General features: G+C 60.9%; 22 protein-coding genes. 11 read left to right on the plus strand and 11 right to left on the minus strand.

Features of this window, described 5'->3' with window-relative positions; all coding sequences use genetic code 11:
• The 7 genes from GHN92_RS17735 to GHN92_RS17765 form a co-directional block, all read right to left on the minus strand.
• Positions 1-1,588, minus strand: a 1,588-nt coding sequence (locus GHN92_RS17735) for a VWA domain-containing protein (protein WP_256666487.1), incomplete at its 3' end; no start/stop codon positions are given.
• Positions 1,585-2,658 (minus strand): VWA domain-containing protein, encoded by a 1,074-nt coding sequence (locus tag GHN92_RS17740; RefSeq protein ID WP_095025859.1) that lies wholly within the window; start codon positions 2,656-2,658, stop codon positions 1,585-1,587. The genes GHN92_RS17740 and GHN92_RS17735, both read right to left, overlap by 4 nt.
• Entirely contained in the window at positions 2,651-3,145 is a 495-nt protein-coding gene (locus GHN92_RS17745) for a DUF4381 domain-containing protein (protein WP_095000550.1), read from the minus strand. Before GHN92_RS17745 ends, GHN92_RS17740 begins: the two co-directional genes overlap by 8 nt.
• Positions 3,142-4,086 (minus strand): DUF58 domain-containing protein, encoded by a 945-nt coding sequence (locus GHN92_RS17750; protein ID WP_095000549.1) that lies wholly within the window; start codon positions 4,084-4,086, stop codon positions 3,142-3,144. Before GHN92_RS17750 ends, GHN92_RS17745 begins: the two co-directional genes overlap by 4 nt.
• 3 nt (positions 4,087-4,089) lie before the next feature.
• Positions 4,090-5,049, minus strand: coding sequence for a MoxR family ATPase (locus tag GHN92_RS17755; protein WP_016780594.1), 960 nt, complete (start codon positions 5,047-5,049; stop codon positions 4,090-4,092).
• A gap of 320 nt (positions 5,050-5,369) precedes the next feature.
• On the minus strand, positions 5,370-6,116 hold the full coding sequence (locus GHN92_RS17760) for an amidohydrolase family protein (RefSeq protein ID WP_153380686.1): 747 nt from the start codon (positions 6,114-6,116) through the stop codon (positions 5,370-5,372).
• 150 nt (positions 6,117-6,266) lie between these two features.
• The gene (locus GHN92_RS17765; protein ID WP_095018116.1) at positions 6,267-6,623 is read right to left on the minus strand and encodes a hypothetical protein; all 357 of its coding nucleotides are present in this window, start codon (positions 6,621-6,623) and stop codon (positions 6,267-6,269) included.
• A gap of 433 nt (positions 6,624-7,056) precedes the next feature.
• On the opposite strand from GHN92_RS17765, the gene GHN92_RS17770 reads away from it, so the two are divergent.
• Complete coding sequence (locus GHN92_RS17770) at positions 7,057-11,913, plus strand: NAD-glutamate dehydrogenase (protein WP_153380688.1); 4,857 nt, start codon at positions 7,057-7,059, stop codon at positions 11,911-11,913.
• Positions 11,914-11,990: 77 nt separating this feature from the next.
• On the opposite strand, the gene GHN92_RS17775 is transcribed toward GHN92_RS17770, so the two are convergent.
• Complete coding sequence (locus GHN92_RS17775; RefSeq protein ID WP_095000540.1) at positions 11,991-12,254, minus strand: DUF4404 family protein; 264 nt, start codon at positions 12,252-12,254, stop codon at positions 11,991-11,993.
• Positions 12,255-12,552: 298 nt separating this feature from the next.
• Here GHN92_RS17775 and GHN92_RS17780 point away from each other — a divergent pair, with 298 nt between their 5' ends.
• From GHN92_RS17780 to rssC, 3 genes are all read left to right on the plus strand, one after another.
• Complete coding sequence (locus tag GHN92_RS17780) at positions 12,553-13,242, plus strand: VacJ family lipoprotein (RefSeq protein WP_095000539.1); 690 nt, start codon at positions 12,553-12,555, stop codon at positions 13,240-13,242.
• A 342-nt stretch (positions 13,243-13,584) separates the two neighbouring features.
• The gene (rssB, locus tag GHN92_RS17785) at positions 13,585-14,769 is read left to right on the plus strand and encodes a two-component system response regulator RssB (RefSeq protein ID WP_095000538.1); all 1,185 of its coding nucleotides are present in this window, start codon (positions 13,585-13,587) and stop codon (positions 14,767-14,769) included.
• A complete protein-coding gene (gene rssC / locus GHN92_RS17790; RefSeq protein WP_095000537.1) occupies positions 14,766-15,248 on the plus strand; it encodes an anti-sigma factor antagonist RssC in 483 nt (160 codons plus the stop codon). Before rssB ends, rssC begins: the two co-directional genes overlap by 4 nt.
• A gap of 95 nt (positions 15,249-15,343) precedes the next feature.
• Here the strand turns inward: rssC and GHN92_RS24215 are convergent, their stop codons facing one another.
• Entirely contained in the window at positions 15,344-15,622 is a 279-nt protein-coding gene (locus GHN92_RS24215) for an arylsulfotransferase family protein (protein ID WP_256666488.1), read from the minus strand.
• 6 nt (positions 15,623-15,628) lie between these two features.
• The gene (locus GHN92_RS17795; RefSeq protein WP_256666489.1) at positions 15,629-16,465 is read right to left on the minus strand and encodes an aryl-sulfate sulfotransferase; all 837 of its coding nucleotides are present in this window, start codon (positions 16,463-16,465) and stop codon (positions 15,629-15,631) included.
• An 82-nt stretch (positions 16,466-16,547) separates the two neighbouring features.
• Between GHN92_RS17795 and GHN92_RS24220 the strand changes: the two genes are divergently transcribed.
• Together GHN92_RS24220 and GHN92_RS24225 are read left to right on the plus strand one after the other, a co-directional pair.
• Complete coding sequence (locus tag GHN92_RS24220; RefSeq protein ID WP_256666490.1) at positions 16,548-17,066, plus strand: DJ-1/PfpI family protein; 519 nt, start codon at positions 16,548-16,550, stop codon at positions 17,064-17,066.
• A gap of 9 nt (positions 17,067-17,075) precedes the next feature.
• The gene (locus GHN92_RS24225; RefSeq protein WP_256666491.1) at positions 17,076-17,618 is read left to right on the plus strand and encodes a GlxA family transcriptional regulator; all 543 of its coding nucleotides are present in this window, start codon (positions 17,076-17,078) and stop codon (positions 17,616-17,618) included.
• Between the two features lie 56 nt (positions 17,619-17,674).
• Here the strand turns inward: GHN92_RS24225 and GHN92_RS17805 are convergent, their stop codons facing one another.
• The gene (locus GHN92_RS17805; RefSeq protein WP_095000534.1) at positions 17,675-18,583 is read right to left on the minus strand and encodes a LysR family transcriptional regulator; all 909 of its coding nucleotides are present in this window, start codon (positions 18,581-18,583) and stop codon (positions 17,675-17,677) included.
• A gap of 124 nt (positions 18,584-18,707) precedes the next feature.
• Here GHN92_RS17805 and GHN92_RS17810 point away from each other — a divergent pair, with 124 nt between their 5' ends.
• Genes GHN92_RS17810 through GHN92_RS17830 form a run of 5 tightly spaced genes read left to right on the plus strand, consistent with a single transcriptional unit; the run spans position 18,708 to position 23,698 of the window.
• Complete coding sequence (locus GHN92_RS17810) at positions 18,708-19,535, plus strand: MaoC family dehydratase N-terminal domain-containing protein (RefSeq protein ID WP_153380690.1); 828 nt, start codon at positions 18,708-18,710, stop codon at positions 19,533-19,535.
• Positions 19,536-19,556: 21 nt separating this feature from the next.
• Positions 19,557-20,720: an acyl-CoA dehydrogenase family protein gene (locus GHN92_RS17815; protein ID WP_095000532.1), complete on the plus strand. Its 1,164-nt coding sequence runs from the start codon at positions 19,557-19,559 to the stop codon at positions 20,718-20,720.
• Between the two features lie 16 nt (positions 20,721-20,736).
• Complete coding sequence (locus GHN92_RS17820; RefSeq protein WP_095018112.1) at positions 20,737-21,129, plus strand: VOC family protein; 393 nt, start codon at positions 20,737-20,739, stop codon at positions 21,127-21,129.
• Positions 21,126-22,496 (plus strand): MmgE/PrpD family protein, encoded by a 1,371-nt coding sequence (locus GHN92_RS17825; RefSeq protein WP_153380692.1) that lies wholly within the window; start codon positions 21,126-21,128, stop codon positions 22,494-22,496. Before GHN92_RS17820 ends, GHN92_RS17825 begins: the two co-directional genes overlap by 4 nt.
• Entirely contained in the window at positions 22,493-23,698 is a 1,206-nt protein-coding gene (locus GHN92_RS17830; protein ID WP_153380695.1) for a CaiB/BaiF CoA-transferase family protein, read from the plus strand. The genes GHN92_RS17825 and GHN92_RS17830 overlap by 4 nt, the downstream gene beginning before the upstream one ends.
• Positions 23,699-23,712 lie beyond the last annotated feature (14 nt).

The following is a 23,712-nucleotide window of genomic DNA, read 5'->3' on the forward strand; positions in this document are numbered from 1 at the left end:
TGGTGGGCCCGTCGTCCGGTTCGCCGTCGGCGTGCGGAGCAGTGTCGGGGTCGAGCTGCTCGTGCGGCGCAGGCTCGGTGGTGGGGCTGGTGGCCGAGCTGTTGTCTTCATTGCGGGTGCTGCTGGTGGCACCCTGTGCGCTGCTGCTCAGCGGGGTTTCAGTCTCGGCTGGCGCGGGCGGCTCGGGGGGGTGTTCGGCTTCGGCTTCAGCTTCGGCCTGGGCGCGTTGCTGCTCGAGCAACTGTTCGACCAGGGCTTTGTTCTGTGCCGCAGCCTCCAGCTCGGGTTGCAGTTCCAGCGCCTGTTCCCAGGCATCGATGGCCGCTTCCAGCTCGCCGTTCATGGCCAGTGCATTGCCGCGATTATAGTGCGCGCTGGCGCTGTTGACTTCGGCAAAGCGTCGGGCTGCACCCGCATAGTCGCCCGCCCGGTACAGGGCCACGCCCTGCCAGAGCGGGTCAGTGAAGTGTTCCACGGCCAGCAGCGGCTTGTTTTGCTGCAACAGGCGCAGGCCCTGTTGGTCGGGGCGCAGCCACAGGTCGGTAAAACTCATGGCCTGCGCGGGCTGCGGTTGCAGCATAAACAGCAGGGGCAGGCAGAACAGCCAGCCACGGCGGCCCGCGCAGGCCACCAGCAGCAGAAGCGGCAGCAACAGCCAGTAACCCTGGTCGGCCCAGGTATCCAGTTGCAGGGTCTGGCCGTCATTGCGCAGGTTGCGCGGGCCGTCGAGCAGGCCCAGGCCGCGCAGGTCGTTGTCATCCAGACGCGCCTGGCGGTAGCGGCCACCTATATCGAGGGCAAAGGCGCGCAGGCTCGGGCTGTCGAGACGCGGCAGGAGAATGGCACCCTGGTCGTCCTGGAGAAACTGCCCGTTTTCATCCACCACGGGGGCGCCTTCGCGACTGCCAATACCCAGTATCAGCAGTTGCGGTGCATGGCCGCTCAAGGCCTGGCGGATGCCGTTGCGCTCCTGTTCACTGAGCGATGAGGTGATTAGCAGCAAGCGGCCCTGGCCCAGTGCGCTCTGATCCAGCAGTTCAAGGGCTTTACCAATCGCCAGGTCGGCGCGATGGCCCGGCTGCGGCATGATTGACGGCTTGAGGGCTTCGAGCAGGTTGCGGCTGGTGGCCATGTCATCGGACAGCGGCACCAGGGTATGGGCGCTGCCCGCGTAGACGATCACGGCGGTTTGCGCGTCGCTGCGGTTTTGCAGCAGGTCGTAGATTTTGCGCCGTGCCTGCTCAAGACGGTTGGGCGAACTGTCGGTGGCGAGCATTTCGGGGGTCAGTTCGAGCATCACCACCAGCGGGTCTTCAGGTTTCTGCGAGGACTGCTCGACGCGCTGCCAACTGGGCCCGAGCAGGGCCAGCAGGGCCAGCAGCCAGCCGAGCCCGAGGGCGATCCATGGCAATTTGCTGCTACGCCCGCTGCCGCCGCTGAGCAGCACCCGATGAAAAGCGGGCGGCAGGATTTTCTGCCAGCGGCCCGCGCGTTTTTCCCGGTGCCAGCGCTGCCACAGCAACCAGCCGAGCAGCGGCAGGATGAGCAGCCATTCGGGGCGGAACCAGTGCGGCCAGAGCGTGCTCATCGACGCCTCCGCAGGCGCAGGCGTGTGAGGCGCGCACGCCAGTCAGGATGTTGCTGCAGAAAATGCTCCTTGCTCAGCCAGCGCTGCACCGGGTTGTTGGGCCACAGTTCGCGGATCACCAGCAGCATACTGAGCAACAGGGCCGCGGCCAGCGGCCAGCTGTAGAGTGCCTGCGCCGGACGCGCCTGGGTCGGTTGTTGGGCCACAGGCTCCAGTTGGTCGAGGGTGTCCTTGATGGCCGCCAGTTCACCGCCGTTGCGGGCGCGGAAGTAGCGGCCACCGGTGACTTTGGCGATTTCTTCGAGTGCCGGCTCATCGAGGTCGACCCCGGGGTTGATGCTGAGCAGGCCCTTGCTGCTCTCGTCCGGGTCTGCGCCGATGCCGATGGGGTAGATTTTGACTCCCTCTTCGGCAGCCAGGCGAGCGGCGGTCAGCGGGTCGATATGCCCGCCGTTGTTGGCGCCATCGGTAATCAGGATCAGCACCCGGCTTTGTGCCGGGCGTTGGCGCAGGCGCTTGAGGGCCAGGCCAATGGCGTCGCCGATGGCGGTGTTCTTACCGGCGATGCCAATGCGTGCTTCGTCGAGCCAGGTATGCACGGTGTGGCGGTCGAAGGTCAGCGGCGCTTGCAGGTAAGCCTGGCTGCCGAAGAGGATCAGGCCGACGCGATCGCCCTCACGGTTTTCGAGGAACTCGCCGAGCAGGTTTTTGACCAGGTCCAGGCGGGTTACGTCTTCACCCTGCCATTGCATGTCGGGGTAGTCCATCGAACCCGAGACATCCACCGCCACCAGCAAATCACGGCCGCTGGCGGCAATCGGCAAAGGTTCGCCCAGCCACTGCGGGCGGGCAGCGGCCGTCAGCAACAGCAGCCAGAGCAGGACATGGGGAATTTGCTGGCGCCAGGAAGGCAGGGTGGCGCGGGCCTTGCGCCGGGTCAGTTGTTCAAGGTCACTCAAGAAACTGACCTGCAGCGCCGCCTCCCCGCTGTCGGCAGGCGGCAGCACCAGGCGCATCAACCAGGGCAGGGGCAGCAGGATGAAGATCCACGGCCAGGCAAATTCAAACATGTTTGCGAATCCAGGTTTCGACCGCCTGATTGAGCCCGGCAATGGCCTTGTCGTCGAGCTTGCACTCGGGCTTGTAGGCACCTTCGACCAGCACCATCCAGCGGGTCAAGCCGGCAGCCGGGCAGCGGTTGTCCAGGAACGCCAGCCACTTGCGGCCATTGAGGGTGTGGCTCTGGCTGTAGGGGTAGTGGTTGCGGCACAGGCGCTTGAGCAGGCCGTTGAGCTGTTGCAACCAGGCGCCGGCCGGTGCGCCATCGTAGGGTTTGGGGAACCGGGCCAATTCTTCCAGGGCAGCCAGGCGTACCGGGTCGAGCGGTTGTTCGGTGCGTGCCGGCAGGCGTTTGGCAGGCAGGTAGCGGCGCAGCCACCACAGGCCCCATCCCAGGGCGGGCACCACGAGCAATAATAGCCACCAGCCCGGCGCTGGCGGCCAGATGCCGAGCGCAGGCGGCAGGATCAAGGGTTGCAGTTGTTCAAGTTCTTTCATGAGGCTTTGCCGGGGCGTTTGGCGTTCAGGTATTCGCGCAGCTGTTCGACCATCTCGCTTTGAGTGCTCAGCGGCATCAGCAACACCCGCAGTTTTTGCGCCAGCAGTTCCCAGCGGGCGATGCGGGCCTCGGCCTGGGCGCGGTAGGCCTGGCGCAGATCATAGTTGAGGGTGTCCAGTTCCAGTTGCGCGCCGCGCTCGGCAAAGCGCAGCAACCCTGCCGCGGGCAAGGCGTGGTCGAGAGGGTCGGACAACGGCAGTAGCATCAGGTCGCAATGGCGTGACAGCAGGCTCAGTTGCTGCTCGGCGGCGTCGGTGAGGCCGCGTTCATCACAGATCACGATCACCAGGCTGCCGGGGCGCAGTACTTCACGGGCGCGGATCAGGGCCATGCCCAGCGCGTCGCGGTCCGATTGCACTTCGGTGTGCAGCGACTGGTTGACCCGCACCAGGCGGTTCAGCAGCTGCAGCAGGCTCTGCTTGCTGCGCCGTGGTTTGATTTCATAGTGTTCATGGTCGCCAAATACCAGCCCGCCAACACGATCGTTGTGACCCAGGGCGGCCCAGCCGATCAGGCTGGCGGCCTGGGCGGCAAGCACCGACTTGAACATCAGCCCCGAGCCGAAAAACAGCCGCCGGCTTTGTTCGGCAAGGATGAAAATTGGCCGCTCGCGTTCCTCATGGAACATCTTGGTATGCGGTTCCTGGGTACGCGCCGTGACGCGCCAGTCAATGGTGCGCACATCGTCACCGGCCTGATAGACCCGCACCTGATCGAAGTCGACCCCGCGTCCGCGCAGTTTCGAGTGATGCAGGCCCACCAGCGGGCTGCGCTGGCTGGGCGAGGCGAACAGCTGCACTTCACGCACCCGATGGCGCATCTCGATCAGTTCCGCAAGGGTGACGCGGATGCCGGGCTCGGCGGGCAGGGGGGTGTTCATGGGTCAGGCAACGGCCACGACGTCGAGGATGCGTTGCACCACGCGGTCCTGGTCGATACCGGCGGCTTCGGCTTCAAACGACAGGATGATGCGGTGGCGCAGCACGTCAAACAACACAGCCTGGATATCTTCGGGGCTGACGAAGTCGCGCCCGGCCAGCCAGGCGTGGGCCCGTGCGCAGCGGTCCAGGGCAATCGAACCGCGGGGGCTGGCGCCGTAGGCGATCCACTCGGCCATTTCCGGGTCGAACTTGCCCGGGGTGCGGGTGGCCATGACCAGTTGCACCAGGTACTCCTCCACGGCATCGGCCATGTACAGGCCGAGGATTTCCTTGCGCGCAGCGAAGATGGCCTGCTGGCTGACCCGGCGCTCGGGCTTGGTTTCCCCGTTAAGGGCTTCGCCACGTGCCTGCTGCAGAATGCGGCGTTCGACGGCGGCATCCGGGAAACCGATTTTGACGTGCATCAGAAAGCGGTCGAGCTGGGCTTCGGGCAGCGGGTAGGTGCCTTCCTGCTCAATGGGGTTTTGCGTGGCCATGACCAGAAACAGCGGCGACAGCTCATAGGTACTGCGCCCGACACTGACCTGGCGCTCGGCCATCGCTTCAAGCAGCGCCGATTGCACCTTGGCCGGGGCGCGGTTGATTTCGTCTGCCAGTACCAGGTTATGGAAGATCGGCCCTTGCTGGAACACGAAACTGCCGGTTTCCGGGCGATAGATCTCGGTGCCGGTGATATCGGCAGGCAGCAGGTCGGGAGTGAACTGGATTCGATGGAACTGCGCTTCAATACCTTCTGCCAGCTCCTTGATGGCCTTGGTCTTGGCCAGGCCGGGGGCGCCCTCGACCAGCATATGGCCATCAGCGAGCAAGGCGATCAGCAGACGGTCGATCAGTTTTTCCTGACCGAGGATCTGGGTTGAAAGAAAGGTTCGCAGCGCCAGTAGCGCTTCACGATGTTCCATCGATGACTGTTCCTGAAAAGGACACCGGCGGCGCAGAAATTACACCGGGGCTGGGGGCGTTACTTTAATCCATTGGAGGCTCTGCGGACTAATGGCGGTGGGGATTTTTACAGGAAAAACCTGAAATGCCCGGGCTTGTTGAGATTGGTGCTCATCTGCATGGGGTCTTGTAGCCGCTGATGAGCGTAGCGAGGCTGCGAACGACTGCGCAGCAGTCGTAAATCCCGGCCATCCGATAGTTCGGCTGCACCGCGTCTATCGGATTAGCGAACGCTTTGCGTTCGATCTTGGCCTCGCTACGCTCGTCAGCGGCTACAGGATTAAAAGCCATAAAAGCTCCGTGCGTTATGCCACAGGGCTTTGTGTGCGCCGTCTTCGCCAAGGGCCTCTACCAGTAAGGCGATATCGTTGTCCTCAAAGGCCCGTGGCGCCCGGGTTGATGGCAGGTCCGTAGCAAACATCAGGGCGTCGGGGTTGATGCTATGGATCTGTTGCAGTACTTGCGGCACGGCAAAATCAACCCGGCCAAAACCGCAGGCCTTGATCCGCACGCCGTGCTCCGCCAGGCGCAGCAGCCTGGGCAGGCCCTCATGGCTTAAACCCAGATGGTCGATGCTCAGCGCCGGCAGGCGTCGCAACCGGTCTTCCAGCCCTGACAGTTCCCGTGAGTCAACGTACAGCTCGGAATGCCAGCCCACTTGTTCATGCACGCGCATGGCCAATGATTCGAGCTGGTCAAGTTGTTCGGAGCCTCCGCGCTTGAGGTTGAAGCGCAGGGCGCGGATGCCCTGCCGGCGCAGGGTCTGCAGCTCGGCATCGGTGACACTGGCGGGCAACTGGGTCACGCCCACAAACCCCGGGCCTAAACGCTTGAGTGCAGCGATCAGGTAGCTCTGGTCGTAGCCCTGAAAGGAACCCGATACCACGGCACCGCCCACGATACCCAGGGGGGTGGCCCGGGCCAGGTAGTCATCGACACTGAAGAACTCGGGCACATAGCCATTGTTGGGAATCAGCGGGTAGGCGCTGTCAATGATATGGCAGTGGACATCGAAGATCGGGCGCATGGTGGTGAGCTCCAGTGGAAGTGTATGAATGTGGGAGCGAGCCTGCTCGCGATGGTATCAGTGCGCTGGGCCAGACAGATCGCATCGCCTGCATCGCGAGCAGGCTCGCTCCCACAATGTGCCCTGCAAGACTCCCTTCCTCATGGAGGATTAATTCAGCTCGCTGATATAGGTACCGGTGCCCTTGAGGATGTTCTGCAGGGTCTCTTCGACTTCGCCAAGGTCTGCCGCAGGGGTGTTGTGGAGGATTTCCAGGTGGTCATCGCCCTTGAGAACGTCCGCATCACCCGCGCCGATTTCGATCAGCAGGCGGGTAGGGCTCAAGGTGACCTTGACGCCGTCCAGGGTCGAAGGCTCGTCTTCCAGGGTGATTTCCAGCTCGTCTTCGTCCGGGTAACGGGTCATCAGAAACATTTCGCCGCTGTCGGTGTGGCAGCACAGCATGGCCATATTGTCTTCTTCGTCGTCGCACGGGTTGGCGAGCAGGTGGTCGGTGTTCATTTGCATGGGTAATTCCTGGCGCTCTGGGCGCGGGTAGGTCGATCAGAGGCCAATTTTGCCAGCCTGAACCGATTTGTGCAGGTTTGAATGGAACAACTGGGCAAATGGTCAGTCATTTCTGTTGCTCGCTACGGAAACTACGGTGCTTTTATGAAGGTTTTTCGCTTGCCGATGCTAGGGTTGTTCTATGACCGCCCTGGCGGTTGCGTCCCGATGACCGAATATGTCGCCGCACCGTAAGCAGGCCGTACAGCGCAATCGTTAAGCTGCGCGGTGATTGTTATCTCTAAAGACACAGCCTGTTCAACCGGCAGTCGTTTTTGTAGATCACCATCCTTGCAGGTGAATGTGACCCGTGGGTCACGGCCAGCTTCACCTCCTCACGCGGGAACAACACGCGACGCTTCTCTCAATAACAAGCCCAAGCGGAGTACCACAGATGGCGTTCTTCACCGCAGCCAGCAAAGCCGACTTCCAGCATCAACTGCAAGCGGCACTGGCGCAGCACATCAGTGAACAGGCACTGCCACAAGTGGCGCTGTTCGCTGAGCAATTCTTCGGCATCATTTCTCTGGATGAACTTACACAGCGGCGCATGTCCGACCTCGCCGGCTGCACGCTGTCGGCGTGGCGCCTGCTGGAGCGTTTCGACCCGGCCCAGCCGCAAGTGCGGGTATTCAACCCCGACTACGAGCGCCACGGCTGGCAGTCCACCCACACGGCAGTTGAAGTCCTGCACCACGACCTGCCGTTTCTGGTGGACTCGGTGCGTACCGAGCTGAACCGTCGCGGTTACAGCATTCATACCCTGCAAACCACGATGTTGAGCGTGCGTCGCGGCGCCAAAGGCGAGTTGCTGGAAATCCTGCCCAAGGGCACCACGGGGGAAGGCGTCTCGCAAGAGTCGCTGATGTACCTGGAAATCGATCGCTGCGCACACGCTGCCGAATTGAATGTGCTGAGCAAGGAACTGGAGCAGGTTCTGGGTGAAGTACGGGTTGCCGTGGCTGACTTCGAGCCGATGAAGGCCAAGGTGCAGGAGCTGCTGGCCAGTGTCGACAACTGCCAGTACGCCGTCGATGCCGATGAGAAAGCCGAAGTCAAAAGCTTCCTGGAATGGCTGGTGGGCAACCACTTCACCTTCCTGGGCTATGAAGAATTTGTGGTGCGTGACGATGCCGATGGCGGTCATATCGAATATGACCCCGACTCGTTCCTGGGCCTGACCAAGCTGTTGCGCGCCGGGCTCACCGCCGAAGACCTGCGTATCGAAGACTACGCCGTCAGCTACCTGCGCGAGCCGACCCTGCTGTCGTTCGCCAAGGCCGCGCACCCGAGCCGTGTGCATCGCCCGGCGTACCCGGACTATGTGTCGATTCGCCAGATCGATGCCAGCGGCAAGGTCATCAAGGAGTGCCGCTTTATGGGCCTGTACACCTCTTCGGTGTACGGCGAGAGCGTGCGGGTGATCCCTTATATTCGTCGCAAGGTGGCAGAAATCGAGCGCCGCTCGGGCTTCCAGGCCAAGGCTCACCTGGGCAAGGAACTGGCTCAGGTGGTGGAAGTCCTGCCCCGTGACGACCTGTTCCAGACTCCGGTGGACGAACTGTTCAACACCGTGATGTCGATCGTGCAAATCCAGGAGCGCAACAAGATTCGCGTGTTCCTGCGCAAGGACCCGTACGGCCGCTTCTGCTATTGCCTGGCCTACGTACCGCGGGATATCTATTCCACCGAAGTGCGGCAGAAAATCCAGCAGGTGCTGATGGAGCGTCTGCAGGCGTCGGATTGCGAGTTCTGGACCTTCTTCTCGGAGTCGGTGCTGGCCCGCGTGCAGCTGATTCTGCGGGTTGACCCGAAAAACCGCATCGATATCGACCCGCTGTTGCTGGAAAAAGAAGTGGTCCAGGCCTGCCGCAGCTGGCAGGACGACTACGCCAGCCTGGTGGTCGAAAGCTTTGGCGAGGCCAATGGCACCAAGGTGCTGGCCGATTTCCCCAAAGGTTTCCCGGCAGGCTATCGCGAGCGCTTTGCTGCACATTCGGCCGTGGTCGACATGCAGCACCTGATGAACCTGAGCGAAAAGAACCCGCTGGTGATGAGTTTCTATCAGCCGCTGGGGCAAAGTGCCGGTCAGGAGCTGCATTGCAAGCTGTATCACGCCGATACGCCGCTGGCCCTGTCCGATGTCCTGCCGATTCTGGAGAACCTCGGCCTGCGCGTGCTGGGCGAGTTCCCGTACCGTTTGCGGCATGCCAATGGCCGTGAGTTCTGGATCCATGACTTCGCCTTTACCGCTGGCGAAGGCTTGAACCTGGATATCCAGCAACTCAACGACACGCTGCAGGATGCGTTCGTGCATATCGTACGCGGCGATGCCGAGAACGATGCGTTCAACCGCCTGGTACTGACTGCCGGCCTGCCATGGCGCGACGTGGCGCTGCTGCGTGCGTACGCGCGTTACCTGAAGCAGATTCGCCTGGGTTTTGACCTGGGGTATATCGCCAGCACCCTGAACAACCACACCGACATCGCCCGCGAGTTGACCCGGCTGTTCAAGACCCGCTTCTACCTGGCGCGCAAGCTGACGGCCGAAGACCTCGAAGACAAGCAGCTGCGTCTGGAACAGGCGATCCTGACAGCCCTGGACGATGTGCAGGTGCTCAACGAAGACCGCATCCTGCGTCGTTACCTGGACTTGATCAAAGCCACGTTGCGCACCAACTTCTACCAGCCGGATGGCAACGGTCACAACCGTTCCTACTTCAGCTTCAAGTTCAACCCGCACCTGATCCCCGAGCTGCCAAGGCCGGTGCCGAAGTTTGAAATCTTCGTCTACTCGCCGCGGGTTGAAGGCGTGCACTTGCGCTTCGGCAACGTGGCCCGTGGCGGCTTGCGCTGGTCGGACCGTGAAGAAGACTTCCGCACCGAAGTGCTGGGCCTGGTAAAAGCCCAGCAAGTGAAAAACTCGGTCATTGTGCCGGTGGGTGCCAAAGGCGGCTTCGTGCCGCGCCGCCTGCCGCTGGGCGGCGGCCGTGATGAAATCCAGGCCGAGGCGATTGCCTGCTACCGGATCTTTATTTCCGGCCTGCTGGACATCACCGACAACTTGAAAGACGGCGCATTGGTACCGCCGTTGAACGTGGTCCGTCACGATGATGATGACCCGTACCTGGTGGTGGCTGCCGACAAGGGCACCGCGACCTTCTCCGATATCGCCAACGGCATTGCCATCGATTACGGCTTCTGGCTGGGCGATGCGTTCGCTTCGGGCGGTTCGGCCGGTTATGACCATAAAAAGATGGGCATTACCGCCAAGGGTGCCTGGGTTGGCGTGCAGCGTCATTTTAAAGAGCGCGGGATCAACGTTCAGAAAGACAGCATCAGCGTGGTCGGTATCGGCGATATGGCCGGTGACGTGTTCGGCAACGGCCTGCTGATGTCCGATCAGTTGCAACTGGTCGCGGCGTTCAACCACCTGCATATCTTTATCGACCCGAACCCGGAGCCTGCCAGCAGCTTCGCCGAGCGTCAGCGCCTGTTCGATCTGCCGCGTTCGGCGTGGTCGGACTACGACACCGGCATCATGTCGGCGGGTGGCGGGATCTTCTCGCGCAGCGCGAAAAGCATCGCCATCTCCGCGCAGATGAAAGAGCGCTTCGCGATTACCGCTGACAGGCTGACCCCCACCGAACTGCTCAATGCCTTGCTCAAGGCCCCGGTGGACCTGCTGTGGAACGGCGGTATCGGCACCTACGTCAAGGCCAGTAGCGAAAGCCATGCCGATGTCGGCGACAAGGCCAATGATGCATTACGGGTCAACGGCAATGAGCTGCGCTGCAAGGTGGTAGGCGAGGGCGGCAACCTGGGCATGACCCAACTGGGCCGTGTCGAGTTCAACCTCAATGGCGGCGGCTCCAACACCGACTTTATCGATAATGCCGGCGGTGTGGACTGCTCTGACCACGAAGTGAATATCAAGATCCTGCTCAATGAAGTGGTGCAGGCCGGCGATATGACCGAGAAGCAGCGTAACCAGTTGCTGGGCAGCATGACCGATGAGGTGGGCGGCCTGGTCCTGGGCAACAACTACAAGCAGACCCAGGCCATTTCGCTGGCCGCGCGCAAGGCCTATGAGCGGATTGCCGAATACAAGCGCCTGATGAACGATCTGGAAGCCCGTGGCAAGCTGGACCGTGCCATCGAGTTCCTGCCGTCAGAAGAGCAGCTCAACGAGCGCGTAGCGGCGGGCCACGGTCTGACCCGTGCCGAGCTGTCGGTGTTGATCTCCTACAGCAAGATCGACCTTAAAGAGGCGCTGCTCAACTCCCGGGTGCCGGATGACGACTACCTGACCCGGGACATGGAAACCGCGTTCCCGCCGATGCTGGTGAGCAAATTTGCCGAAGCCATGCGTCGCCATCGCCTGAAGCGTGAAATCGTCAGCACCCAGATTGCCAACGATCTGGTCAACCATATGGGCATCACCTTTGTCGAGCGCCTGAAAGAGTCGACGGGGATGAGTGCTGCCAACGTGGCCGGCGCCTACGTCATCGTGCGTGATATTTTCCACCTGCCACACTGGTTCCGGCAGATCGAGGCGCTGGACTATCAGGTACCGGCTGAAATCCAGCTGGCGCTGATGGATGAGTTGATGCGTCTGGGTCGCCGCGCTACACGCTGGTTCCTGCGCAGCCGTCGTAACGAGCTGGATGCTGCACGGGATGTGGCGCATTTCGGCCCGCATCTGGCGGCATTGGGCCTCAAGCTCGACGAACTGCTGGAAGGGCCGACCCGCGAAGGCTGGCAGACCCGCTATCAGGCCTACGTCGAGGCGGGCGTGCCGGAGTTGCTGGCGCGCATGGTAGCGGGTACCACGCACCTGTATACCCTGTTGCCGATTATCGAGGCTTCGGATGTCACCGGGCAAAATGCTGCGGATGTGGCCAAGACGTACTTCGCCGTGGGCAGTGCGCTGGACCTGACCTGGTACTTGCAGCAGATCAGCAACCTGCCGGTGGAGAACAACTGGCAGGCCCTGGCCCGCGAGGCGTTCCGCGACGATATCGACTGGCAGCAGCGGGCAATTACCATTTCGGTGTTGCAGATGACCGAGGCCGGGGAAAGTATCGAGGCACGGCTGGCGCTGTGGCTTGAACAGAACCACTCGATGGTTGAGCGCTGGCGCTCGATGCTGGTGGATCTGCGTGCCGCCACCGGCAGCGACTATGCCATGTACGCGGTGGCCAACCGCGAGCTGCTGGACCTGGCGTTAAGCGGTCAATCAGGGCTCTGACAGCCTGAGTTGCAAAACAAAGCCCCGGCTCATGTGCAATGAGTCGGGGCTTTTTTGTTTCTGGGGGTTACCGGAAATCAGATGCCGATATTGCCCAAGGTTTGCACGATGCTGCGCAGGGTAACGGCGAGAGTGGGATGATCGACCTCAAAGCGCTCTACAGCGAGGTTGACGCTGTCGGCAAGGCTGGAATCGTTGGTCGCTTTTTCGATGTCGATCTGAGCCTGGATTTGTGTGGCGAGCTGGTTCAAGTGTTCACGCTCTTCCTGGGTGAGCGGCGGGTTCTGTTCCAGTTGCTCGCGCAAGGTATTGAGTTGTTCTTGCAGATCGCGGGCAGGCATAGCATTCATCCTTTATTGATAGGCTCTGGTGTAGACCTTCGAAGTGAGCAAAAGGTCTGCCTCTAGATTAATCCACTCGCGGGCGAAGTGCATGATCTCTATCAAAATCCCCGGTGCGTGTTTTTGTCGTTCAGGCGGGTGGTTTTAAAAGAATCGGCAGCGGGGGGGAACGTCTATCTTTTATACAAGTCTGTTTAGGCGATTGCTTGGGGGCTGCCTAAAAGCCATTTGCCGTTATACTGATGTTCAGACTCAGGGCATAGCGCCCAAGTGTTGAGTAACTTCAGGGAGTTTTGCTATGCGCTGGACTGTTCGTCTCGCCCCATTGTTTGTCTGTGCCGGTGTGGCCATGATGCCGTTTGCTGCCAATGCCGCCACCGAGGATGACCCGTGGGAAGGGTTTAACCGCGTTGTGTTCAAGTTTAACGACACCCTCGACACCTATGCCCTGAAGCCGATTGCCCAGGGCTACCAGTTCATCACTCCGCAGTTTCTGGAGGATGGCATCCACAATATGTACCGCAACGTCGGTGACGTGCGCAACCTGGCCAACAACGTGCTGCAGGTAAAACCCCACGCTGCGGGCGTGGATACCGCTCGTTTGCTGATGAACACCATTATCGGTGTCGGCGGCTTCTTTGATGTGGGCACCAAGATGGGCCTGCAGCGCAACGACGAAGACTTTGGCCAGACCCTTGGCTACTGGGGGCTGAGCAGCGGCCCTTACCTTGTATTGCCGCTGCTGGGCCCTAGTACGGTGCGAGATGCCCTGGGCATCTACCCGGACTCCTATGCCGAACCTTACCGCTACATGCATGACGTTTCAGCACGTAACACCGTTGCCGGGATGAAAATCATCGATGCCCGCGCCAATCTGCTGTCGGCCGAAAAATTGATCACGGGGGATAAATACATCTTTATCCGCAATGCGTATCTGCAAAGCCGTGAATTCAAGGTCAAGGACGGACAGGTTGTCGACGACTTCTGAGTCGTTTGACCGATGCGCAAAAAACGGCCCTTGTGGCCGTTTTTTGTATGGGTGCAGATGAGAATCAATCGGCTTTGCGGCCTTTGTTACCAAGGTTTTAGTTGCCGTAAACGTGGTTCTTATAACCCGCAGTAATTTAACGTGACGAACACCTCAAGCCGCTATCGGCCTGAGCTTGAAACACCCCGCGGATGGGAGTACCGTCTGCGCCTTACACGGGCACCTTTGTAGGATCGAGCAACACAGTCGATTTGAATCAGGGATGTTCACAAGCCATTTCAGTTGTTGAGCCCGACGTTTACGAGCTTCAACGACAACCTAATTCTGGCGCCATTTGCCCACATGCAAAAAACCAGTGCCACGCTGCTGATCATTGATGACGACCAGGTAGTACGCGCAAGTCTGGCGGCCTACCTGGAAGACAGCGGCTTCAGCGTCCTTCAGGCCAATAATGGCTTGCAAGGCCTTCAGATGTTCGAGCAAGAGCAGCCAGATCTGATCATCTGTGACCTGCGCATGCCGCAAATGAGTGGCCTGGAGGTGATTCGCCAGGTTGCCCAGCGGTCGGCGCAAACGCCGGTGATCGTCATCTCGGGCGCAGGCGTGATGAGCGATGTGGTCGAGGCTTTGCGCCTTGGCGCTGCCGACTACCTGATCAAGCCGCTGGAAGACCTTGCCGTGCTGGAGCATTCGGTTCACCGAGCTCTGGATCGTGCGCGGTTGCAGCTTGAGAACCAGCGCTACCGTGAGAAGCTGGAGTCGGCCAACCGGGAACTGGAAGCCAGCCTGCATTTGCTGCAGGAAGACCAGAACGCCGGCCGGCAGGTGCAGATGAACATGCTGCCGGTCAGCCCCTGGACCACTGATGAGTTCAGTTTTGCCCACAAGATCATCCCGTCACTGTATCTGTCCGGGGATTTTGTCGACTACTTCCGGGTTGACGAGCGTCGGGTCGCTTTTTATCTGGCGGATGTTTCCGGGCACGGCGCCTCTTCGGCCTTTGTCACGGTGCTGCTCAAGTTCATGACCACGCGCCTGCTGTTCGAGTCCAAGCGCAATGGCACCTTGCCGGAGTTCAAGCCCTCCGAAGTGCTTGGGCATATCAACCGTGGTCTGATCAACTGCAAGCTGGGCAAGCACGTGACCATGGTGGGCGGTGTGATCAATGAAGAAAGCGGCGAGCTGACCTATAGCATTGGCGGGCACTTGCCGCTGCCGGTGCTCTACACTCCAGACAGTGTCCGTTATCTGGAAGGGCGGGGTTTGCCCGTTGGCCTGTTCAACGAAGCCACCTATGAAGACCAGGTTATGAAATTGCCTGAAGCTTTCAGCCTGACTCTGATGTCTGACGGTATCCTGGATCTTTTGACCGAGCCGACGCTCAAAGAGAAAGAAGCTGCTTTGCCGCAACGGGTGAAAGCAGCAGGCGGCAGCCTGGATGGTCTGCGCAAAGTGTTTGGATTAGCTACGCTAGGGGAGATGCCGGATGATATCGCCTTGTTGGTGTTGAGCAGGAATCTTAAATGAGTACCGGTAGAATTCAGTTCGCCGAACAGGACGGCACTTTTGTCCTGAAGTTTGTGGGTGAAGTGCGTCTGACGTTGTGTTCGGCACTGGATGCGACGATCGAGAGGATTTTCACGGCGTTGAATTTCAATGCCATCGTGATTGACCTCACCGAAACCCGCAGTATCGACAGCACCACCTTGGGTTTGCTGGCGAAACTGTCGATATTGTCGCGCCAAAAAACAGGCCTGTTACCGACTGTTGTCACCACCCACGAAGACATCACCCGGCTGCTGGAGTCGATGGGCTTCGATCAGGTGTTCAACATCATCGGCAAGCCGATCCCTTGCCCGGATTGCCTGACCGACCTGCCTTCGCAGGATCAGACAGAAGAAGTTGTGCGGGTAAAAGTGCTGGAAGCGCACAAGATTCTGATGGGGCTCAACGACTCCAACCGTGAAGCTTTCCATGATCTGGTGAATGCACTCGAGCGGAATTGATTTCCGGTCGCCTCATCCCGCAGGTTGTCAAAGATCAAAAGCCCCTCACCACGCCTCTCCCTCCGGGAGAGGCGTGGTGAGGGGCTTTTAGCTTTTTATGTTACAACCAACCATGGTATTTCCCGGCGCTGATAACGGTGCGCGCGGAAGATCGCGTTGTTTTCACCCGGCAGATAGGCTCTGGAGGCTGCATCCGGGTACGGGGCAAAGAGGGGATTGATATATTCCCAGACCACTTCTCCCGTCGGCGTGATTTCAAACAGTCGACCAAAATTGGCCTCGGTCACCAGCGTATTGCCGTTGTGCAGGCGTTGCGCGCCGCCCATGAACGGGGTGAAAAAGGCATAGCCCGGGGTATCGGCGTACTGCCACACGATCTGTTAGCTCAGTGGCTCTATTTCCAGTATTCGTGAGTGCGGCATGCTGGTATGTGGCCGAAAGATGCCGTTGTCGAATACCAGCACGTTGCCGTTTTCCAGCTCGCTCGGGCAGTGCTGTTGCGCAACCAGATCATGGCCCAGGCGCCACAGCACCTTACTGCTGCTGCGCGAAATGGCAATCACCGCAGAGACGCTGCGCAGGCTGAGAATGATCTTGCCATCGCGGCCCGGCGAGACGGCGTTGGTCATCGGCCAGTGGTAGCGCTCAAACGCATCATGCAGCGGATAGTCTTCAGGGCGCAGGTGCTCCCAGCTGCGCCACTCCCACACCACATGGCCCTGGCGGTCGACTTCTTTGACCACATCGGCATAGATCACCCCGCCGGGTGCTTCGCTGCCAGGAATGCCACCCACCACGCGCGCGGCCAGCTGCGGGCTCAGCGGTTCAACGGTGGTGTAGAGCAGATGACCGTTGTCCAGCCATTGGGCATCGTGATGGTGCATCAGGTCAGTGTGTTCCCAGACCACTTCTCCCTCGGCAGTGACTTCGCTGAAGGCGCCGCCGTGCCAGACTGACCAGCCCGTAAACAACTCTGGCGAGTCGGGGTGGTTGCCGTTGTATCCCAGGTTGCCGTTGCGCAGTATTACGGCGTCGCGGCCGGGGCGCCAGGGCAGCTTCCAGCGGTGTACGATTTCGCCTTGCAGATCGATCAGGAATACATTGCCATCTGCCGTTTGCGGGGCGAACAGTGTGTAGCCACCGGCGCTACGGGCGTGGTCGACGCCGACCAGACCGGTCTTGTGGCGCTTCAGGGTGGTGTTGTGCAGTTTTGACATGGTGCCACTCCCACTAGGTTCCACTGGTATTGTGCGCGGCAGGGGAGCATTGTCGGTCTCCCCTGTGTGCGTGGAATCGAGTATGTCGAGGCAAACCGTGGCGCTCCATGCCAAACACCCCTCTTTTGCTGCCATGCCGGGCGCCACGCCGCGTACGGTGGTGGTGCTGGCATTCGATGAGCTGTTGTTGCTCAACGCCGCGGGGCCACTTGAGGTCTTCGCCGCGATACCGCGGCTGTTGGGCGGCACTTTTGCCAGCGATCCACCTTATCGGCTGTTGCTCGTATCGCCCATGGGAGGCCAGATAACCTCGGTTTCCGGGATCAGCGTCAATACACTGTCCCTGGAACAGATCGACCAGCAAGCGGACGTTATCGACACCCTGATCGTGGCAGGGGGGCCGGGTGTGGCAGCACTTGAAGCCAGCGTACCTGTGTGCAGCTGGTTGCGCCGCCGCGCCACGGCCGTACGCAGGCTGTGTTCCATAGGTACTGGCACATTCGCCTTGGCCGCTGCCGGTCTGCTTGAGGGGCGCAAGGTGGTGACCCACTGGAAGTTTGCCGAAGAACTGCAAGCCCGCTACCCGACGCTCCAGTGCTAGACTGAAGGGTTGTACCTGCATGACGCGAACCTGTGGACGTGCGCGGGAGCTGCTGCCGGTATCGACCTGGCGCTGGGGTTGGTGGAGCAGGATCTCGGCCCCCATGCGGCATTGGAGCTGGCGCGCTATTTCACCGTTTTCGTATGGCGCTCGGCGGCTCAACCCCAGCTCAGCGCTTCGCTCAATGCCCAGTCCCTGGCCTTGCGTACAGCCCCTGACGTGCGCCTGGTGCGTCTGCATGCCTGGATTGCAGCCAACCTGCAAAGCGACCTGCGTGTGGAAATACTGGCGGAGCAATTTGGCATGAGTGCGCGCCACTTTGCCCGTGCCTACGTGGCCACTACTGGCCATACACCTGCACATGCGGTAGAGCTCTTACGTATTGAAGCTGCCTGCCAGTTGCTGAAAACCACCAGCGAGCCGATCAAGCGGATAGCCGAAACCGCAGGTTTTGGTCGGGAAGAGCGTATGCGGCGAGGGTTTCACAAGCACTTGGGCATCGGCCCGCAGCATTACCGCAACCAGAGTCGATGCGCTGCACCGCAAGGCTGATCTGACGGCTTATCGCATGCCGGGTCTGATCGCTGGCCAAGGATATCGGTGCAGGACTAATTGCCAGGCTCAACGCTCTTGTGATGCTCCAGCACCCTGTTGATCAAGGCCCGGGTCACCTTGGGCAGTGCCTGCAGGTCGCGCACCAGAATGCTGCGTTCGCGCACCCGCCAGGGCTCGTCCAGTTCGATCACCGACAGGCCCATGGTCTGCTGGTGACGACGGGCCGAAGACTCCGGCAGGATGGCGATACCCACCCCGGCTTCGACCATCCGGCACATCGCTTCGAAGCTGTAGACCTTGATGCGCATGTTCAGGGTATTGCCGTGCAGGGCGACCTGCTCATTTAAAAATCGCAGCAGGGTAGTGCCTTCGTGCAGGCCGATATGCGGATAGGCCAGGGTTTCGGCCAACTTGATCGACCTGGAGTGGGCCAGGGGGTGATCCAGTGAGGTGACCAGGATCAATTGGTCGGTGCTGAAGTGGATGACCTGCAGGCTGTCAGCCTCGACCGGACCGGCGATGATGCCCATATCGGTTGAGCCATCCATGACCCCGCGGACGATATCGCGGCTCAGGCGCTCTTGCAGGTCCACTGTCACACCTGGGCGTTCGGCAAGAAAACCGGCCAGGATACCGGGCAAGAATTCCGTGGCTGCCGTGGTGTTGGCAAAGATCCTGATATGCCCCGACGCGTCGGTGTCGTACTCGGTGAACTCGCTTTTCATATAGTCCACCTGGCGCATGATCATCCGCGCATGGTGCAAGAACAGTTCACCGGCGGGGGTCAGTTCAACCCCGCGGCTGTCGCGGTACAACAGGCGGCTGGCCAGGTTCTCTTCCAGGCTCTTGATCCGTGCACTGGCGGCTGGTGGCGAGATAAACGCCTTGCGCGCACCCTGGGTGAGGCTGGGGGATTCGGCGATATGAATAAACAGGCGCAGGTCGACAAGATCAAAATGCATGGCTGATTTCCGTTGGGCTTGAGCGTTAAGCAAAACCGAACGCCCCCTTACCGAAACGCAGATTCACAGATCGCCCGGCTTTTGGCAATCATGGCCAAAATAACAAGCCACGGGGCAATCACCGATGAGCGATAACGCACTGGCCGACTGGATCGGTCGTACTGAAGAAATCCATGACGTTCTTAGCCTGAACCTGGTCACCCGTATCGCCGCTACCTTCGGTGAGAAGGTGCCGCAGGCCGGGGAGCCTCTGCCGGCGTTGTGGCAGTGGTGTTTCTTTCAGCCCACGGTAGAGGAACAGGGGCTGGGTGATGATGGTCACCCGGCCCGGGGCGGCTTTTTGCCTCCGGCCCACAACCGCAACCGCATGTGGGCGGGCGGGCGTGTCGAGTTCTTTACTCCGCTCAGGGTGGATGCCAGGGCGACGCGTTTTTCCACCATTCTCGATGTTCGGGAAAAACTCGGTAAAACCGGCTCGCTGCTGTTTGTCACTGTCCAGCATGACTATCTGCAGGACGGCCAACTGGCCATTCGCGAAGAACAGGACATTGTCTACCGCGAACCAACCCCGCCCAAGCTGGCAGAGGGCGAGCCCTTGCCTGCGGGCATCTGGCAGGAGTCGATCACGCCGAGCCCCACCTTGCTGTTCCGCTACTCGGCGGTCACCTTCAATGGCCATCGCATCCATTACGACTGGCCTTATGCGACCGCAACGGAAGGCTACCCGGGGCTGGTGGTACACGGGCCGCTGATGGCCACCCTCAGCCTGCGCGCTTTTTGCCGCGCCAATCCCCAGGCCCAAGTGCGGCGCTTTGCCTATCGCGGCGGGCGGCCGTTGATTGCACCTCAGCCCTTTGTGCTGCGGGGGCGTGTCGTGGCGGCGGGCAAAGCCGAGTTGTGGGTGGGCAACGCAGAGGGTATCGCCCAGCAGGGCGAAGTGAGCTTCGACTAATAACGACAACAAGGAGCGCTAATGAATCCGTATCTGAACGAAGACTATAACGCCATTCGCGAGGGTGTCCGCGCCCTGTGTGCGGAGTTTCCAGCCGAGTACTGGCGCAAGATTGACGAAGACAAGGGCTTTCCTGAAGCCTTTGTCGCCGCCATGACCGAAGCCGGCTGGTTGTCGGCGATGATCCCCGAGCACTACGGCGGTTCGGGCCTGGGGCTGGCTGAGGCCTCGGTGATTCTTGAGGAAGTGAACCACTGTGGCGGCAACTCCGGCACCGTGCATGGCCAGATGTACAATATGTTTACCTTGCTGCGTCACGGCAGCGAGGCGCAAAAAAGTTATTACCTGCCCCGGCTGGCCAGTGGCGAGCTGCGCTTGCAGTCGATGGCAGTGACCGAGCCGACCACGGGCACCGACACCACCAAGATCAAGACCACTGCCGTGCGCCAGGGCGACACGTATGTGATCAATGGCCAGAAGGTGTGGATTTCGCGGGTTCAGCATTCCGACCTGATGATCCTGCTGGCCCGCACCACGCCGTTGGCCGACGTGCAGAAAAAAGCCGACGGCATGTCGATCTTTCTGGTCGATCTGCGCGAAGCCATCGGCAACGGCCTGACCGTGCAGCCGATTGCCAATATGGTCAATCACGAGACCAACGAGCTGTTTTTCGACAACCTGGTAATCCCCGCCAGCAGCCTGATCGGCGAAGAGGGCAAGGGCTTTCGTTATATCCTCGACGGGCTCAATGCCGAGCGCACGCTGATCGCCGCTGAATGCATCGGTGATGGCCGCTGGTTCAATGAAAAGTCTGCACAGTACGCCCGTGATCGTGTGGTATTCGGTCGTCCGATCGGGCAGAACCAGGGCGTACAGTTCCCGATTGCCGAAGCCCATATCGAGCTGGAAGCCGCTGACCTGATGCGCTGGCGCGCCTGCGAAGAATACGACAGTGGGGGTAAAGCCGGGGCGGCGGCCAATATGGCCAAGTACCTGGCAGCCAAGGCCAGCTGGGAAGCGGCCAATGCCTGCCTGCAAACCCACGGCGGTTTCGGTTTTGCCAATGAGTATGACGTCGAGCGCAAGTTTCGCGAGACCCGTCTGTACCAGGTGGCGCCCATCTCCACCAACCTGATCCTGTCCTATGTGGCCGAGCATCTGCTCGAGTTGCCGCGTTCCTTTTAATTAACGGAGACAGAACATGCAGATCAGTCATCTGGACCATCTGGTCCTGACAGTACGGGATATCCCCACAAGTCTGGATTTTTACAGCCGGGTGCTGGGCATGCAGCCCGTGGTGTTCGGTCAGGGCCGCCATGCCCTTGGGTTCGGCCAGCAAAAGATCAACCTGCACCAGGCCGGTGCCGAGTTCGAGCCCAAGGCCAGCCAGCCACTGCCGGGTTCGGCAGACCTGTGTTTTATCGTCGCGACCCCATTGGATGCTGTGATCGAGCAGCTGCACGGCCTGGGTGTTGCCATCCTCGAGGGGCCGGTCATGCGCACCGGTGCCCAGGGGCCGATTCGCTCGATTTACCTGCGTGACCCGGATCTGAACCTGATCGAGTTGTCCAATCGAGTGGAGAGCGCGGCATGAGTCAGCACACGCAAGCGCTCACCCGTTTTTTGGCCAGCCTGGATTACCAGCAATTACCCGAAGCCGTTATCAGCCGTACTGAAGAGCTGTTTCTCGACTGGCTGGGATCGGCCCTGGCCAGTCAGGGCGCGCACCCGATCCCGTTGTTTGAACTCTACGTGGCGAAGATGGGCCCGGGCACCGGGCCTGCCGGTATTCTGGTCAATGGCCAGACCACCTCGGCGTATTTTGCCGCGCTGGTCAATGGCGCCAGCTCCCATTTGGTGGAGCAGGACGACCTGCATAACAGCTCCGTGCTGCACCCGGCGACCGTGGTGTTTCCTGCGGTGCTGGCGGCGGCACAGGACCTGGGAAAATCGGGTCGCGATCTGATTGTCGCCGCCGTCGCCGGTTATGAAGCGGGCATTCGCATCGGTGAGTTTCTTGGCCGTTCGCATTACCGCATCTTTCACACCACGGCTACGGTCGGCACCCTGGCGGCAGCGGTGGGGGTCGGCAAGCTGATGGGGTTCAACCCGCAGCAGTTCACCCACCTGCTGGGCACTGCCGGGACCCAGGCCGCGGGCCTGTGGGAGTTTCTGCGCGATGCCGCGGACTCCAAGCAGCTGCATACCGCCAAGGCCGCCGCTGATGGTTTGCTGGCTGCTTACCTGACGGGCGAGGGTCTGAGCGGTGCGCAAAATATTCTTGAGGGTGAGCAGGGCATGGCTGCCGGCATGTCCAGCGACGCCAACCCGGCGTGCCTGTCCGATCGCCTGGGCAGCCGCTGGGCGCTGACGGAGACTTCGTTCAAGTTTCACGCCTCGTGCCGCCACACCCACCCGGCGGCCGATGCGCTGCTGGCGTTGATGCAGCGGGAGGGGCTTGGAGCAGAGGACATCGCCAGTGTCACCACCCGCGTCCATCAAGCCGCCATCGATGTATTGGGCCGCGTAGAGGTACCGCAGAGCGTGCACCAGGCCAAGTTTTCCATGGGCACGGTGCTGGGCCTGATTGCCGTCTATGGCAAGGCCGGCTTGCCCGAGTTTCATCAACATGCGCTGAGCGATGCGCGCGTTGGCGCGTTTCGCGACAAGGTGCGCATGGTCCTCGATAACGACGTTGACGATGCGTATCCACAACGCTGGCTGGGCCGGGTGCTGGTGACCACGGTGCAGGGGCGCAGCCTGCAGGGCAGCATCGATGAGCCCAGAGGCGACCCGGGCAATACGTTGAGCCGCGCCGAACTGGAAGACAAGTTTCGCCGCCTGCTGGCCTTCTCGGGAGCGCGTAGCGACGAACAGGCCAGCGGGCTGCTCGAGCAGGTCTGGCACCTGCGCCATATTGACGACTTGAGTGTACTGAGCTGCATCGGGAGACCATCATGACCGCCACCGCGCACAAACCCCGGCCGCTGGACGGCATTACCGTGATCAGCCTGGAGCACGCTATCGCCGCGCCGTTTTGCACCCGCCAGCTGGCTGACCTCGGTGCACGGGTGATCAAGATCGAGCGCCCCGGCTCCGGCGACTTTGCCCGCGACTATGACGGGCGGGTCAATGGTCTGGCCTCGCACTTTGTCTGGACCAACCGCTCCAAGGAAAGCCTGACCCTCAACGTCAAGCAGCAGCAAGCTGCCGACGTGCTCGACAAGCTGCTGGCCACGGCCGATGTGCTGGTACAGAACCTGGCGCCGGGCGCAGCAGAACGCATGGGGTTGTCATTTGCAACCCTGCATGAGCGTTTCCCGCGGTTGATCGTCTGCGATATTTCCGGTTACGGCGAAGGCGGACCTTACGAGCAGAAAAAGGCTTACGACCTGCTGATCCAGAGTGAAGGCGGGTTTTTGTCGGTGACCGGCGGGCCGGATGAACATGACATGGCCAAGGCCGGTTGCTCGATTGCCGATATCGCTGCAGGCATGTATGCCTACACCGGAGTGCTTTCGGCGCTGCTGTTGCGGGACAAGACCGGGGAGGGCAGCCGCATCGATGTGTCGATGCTCGAGAGTCTGGTGGAGTGGATGAACTACCCGCTGTATTACGCCTACGACGGTGCCGCGCCCCCGCCGCGGGCGGGGGCCGCGCATGCCACCATCTACCCCTACGGGCCGTTCCCTGCCGGCGACGGTGGCACAGTGATGCTTGGCCTGCAGAATGAACGCGAATGGCAGCAATTTTGCGACAGGGTGTTGCTACAGCCAGACCTGGCGAGCAACCCGCGCTTTAATGCCAATGCGCGGCGCTCAGAGAATCGCAGCGAGTTGCGGGCCATCATTGTCGAAACCTTTGCCGGCATGGGTACCGATGAAGTGATTGCCCGGCTCGACGGGGCATCGATTGCCAATGCCCATGTCAACGATATGGCCGGTGTGTGGGCTCATCCGCAACTGGCCGCCCGTAAACGCTGGCGCGAAGTGGACAGCCCGGCGGGCAAGTTGCCGGCGCTGCTGCCACCGGGGTGCAACACCGCTTTCGAGCCGCGTATGGAGGCGGTTCCCGGTCTGGGCCAGCACACCGACAGCCTGCTGGGTGAACTGGGTTATGGCGCGGATGAGATCCAGCGTCTGCATCAACTAGGAGCGGTATAAGGCATGGAGCATCG

Source organism: Pseudomonas sp. FSL R10-2964, from assembly GCF_009600035.1.
Classification (GTDB): domain Bacteria; phylum Pseudomonadota; class Gammaproteobacteria; order Pseudomonadales; family Pseudomonadaceae; genus Aquipseudomonas; species Aquipseudomonas bubulae.

Excerpts from the sequence above, each read along its gene's own strand:
- GHN92_RS17770 (WP_153380688.1), top strand. The coding sequence starts at position 7,057 with ATGGCGTTCTTCACCGCAGCCAGCAAAGCCGACTTCCAGCATCAACTG.
- GHN92_RS17765 (WP_095018116.1), bottom strand. The coding sequence starts at position 6,623 with ATGCAAATGAACACCGACCACCTGCTCGCCAACCCGTGCGACGACGAA.
- GHN92_RS17795 (WP_256666489.1), bottom strand. The coding sequence starts at position 16,465 with ATGTCAAAACTGCACAACACCACCCTGAAGCGCCACAAGACCGGTCTG.
- GHN92_RS17815 (WP_095000532.1), top strand. The coding sequence starts at position 19,557 with ATGAATCCGTATCTGAACGAAGACTATAACGCCATTCGCGAGGGTGTC.
- GHN92_RS17740 (WP_095025859.1), bottom strand. The coding sequence starts at position 2,658 with ATGTTTGAATTTGCCTGGCCGTGGATCTTCATCCTGCTGCCCCTGCCC.
- GHN92_RS17755 (WP_016780594.1), bottom strand. The coding sequence starts at position 5,049 with ATGGAACATCGTGAAGCGCTACTGGCGCTGCGAACCTTTCTTTCAACC.
- GHN92_RS17760 (WP_153380686.1), bottom strand. The coding sequence starts at position 6,116 with ATGCGCCCGATCTTCGATGTCCACTGCCATATCATTGACAGCGCCTAC.
- GHN92_RS17820 (WP_095018112.1), top strand. The coding sequence starts at position 20,737 with ATGCAGATCAGTCATCTGGACCATCTGGTCCTGACAGTACGGGATATC.
- rssB (WP_095000538.1), top strand. The coding sequence starts at position 13,585 with ATGCAAAAAACCAGTGCCACGCTGCTGATCATTGATGACGACCAGGTA.
- GHN92_RS17745 (WP_095000550.1), bottom strand. The coding sequence starts at position 3,145 with ATGAAAGAACTTGAACAACTGCAACCCTTGATCCTGCCGCCTGCGCTC.
- GHN92_RS17775 (WP_095000540.1), bottom strand. The coding sequence starts at position 12,254 with ATGCCTGCCCGCGATCTGCAAGAACAACTCAATACCTTGCGCGAGCAA.
- GHN92_RS17825 (WP_153380692.1), top strand. The coding sequence starts at position 21,126 with ATGAGTCAGCACACGCAAGCGCTCACCCGTTTTTTGGCCAGCCTGGAT.
- GHN92_RS17810 (WP_153380690.1), top strand. The coding sequence starts at position 18,708 with ATGAGCGATAACGCACTGGCCGACTGGATCGGTCGTACTGAAGAAATC.
- GHN92_RS17750 (WP_095000549.1), bottom strand. The coding sequence starts at position 4,086 with ATGAACACCCCCCTGCCCGCCGAGCCCGGCATCCGCGTCACCCTTGCG.
- GHN92_RS17805 (WP_095000534.1), bottom strand. The coding sequence starts at position 18,583 with ATGCATTTTGATCTTGTCGACCTGCGCCTGTTTATTCATATCGCCGAA.
- GHN92_RS24220 (WP_256666490.1), top strand. The coding sequence starts at position 16,548 with ATGTCGAGGCAAACCGTGGCGCTCCATGCCAAACACCCCTCTTTTGCT.
- GHN92_RS17780 (WP_095000539.1), top strand. The coding sequence starts at position 12,553 with ATGCGCTGGACTGTTCGTCTCGCCCCATTGTTTGTCTGTGCCGGTGTG.
- GHN92_RS17830 (WP_153380695.1), top strand. The coding sequence starts at position 22,493 with ATGACCGCCACCGCGCACAAACCCCGGCCGCTGGACGGCATTACCGTG.
- rssC (WP_095000537.1), top strand. The coding sequence starts at position 14,766 with ATGAGTACCGGTAGAATTCAGTTCGCCGAACAGGACGGCACTTTTGTC.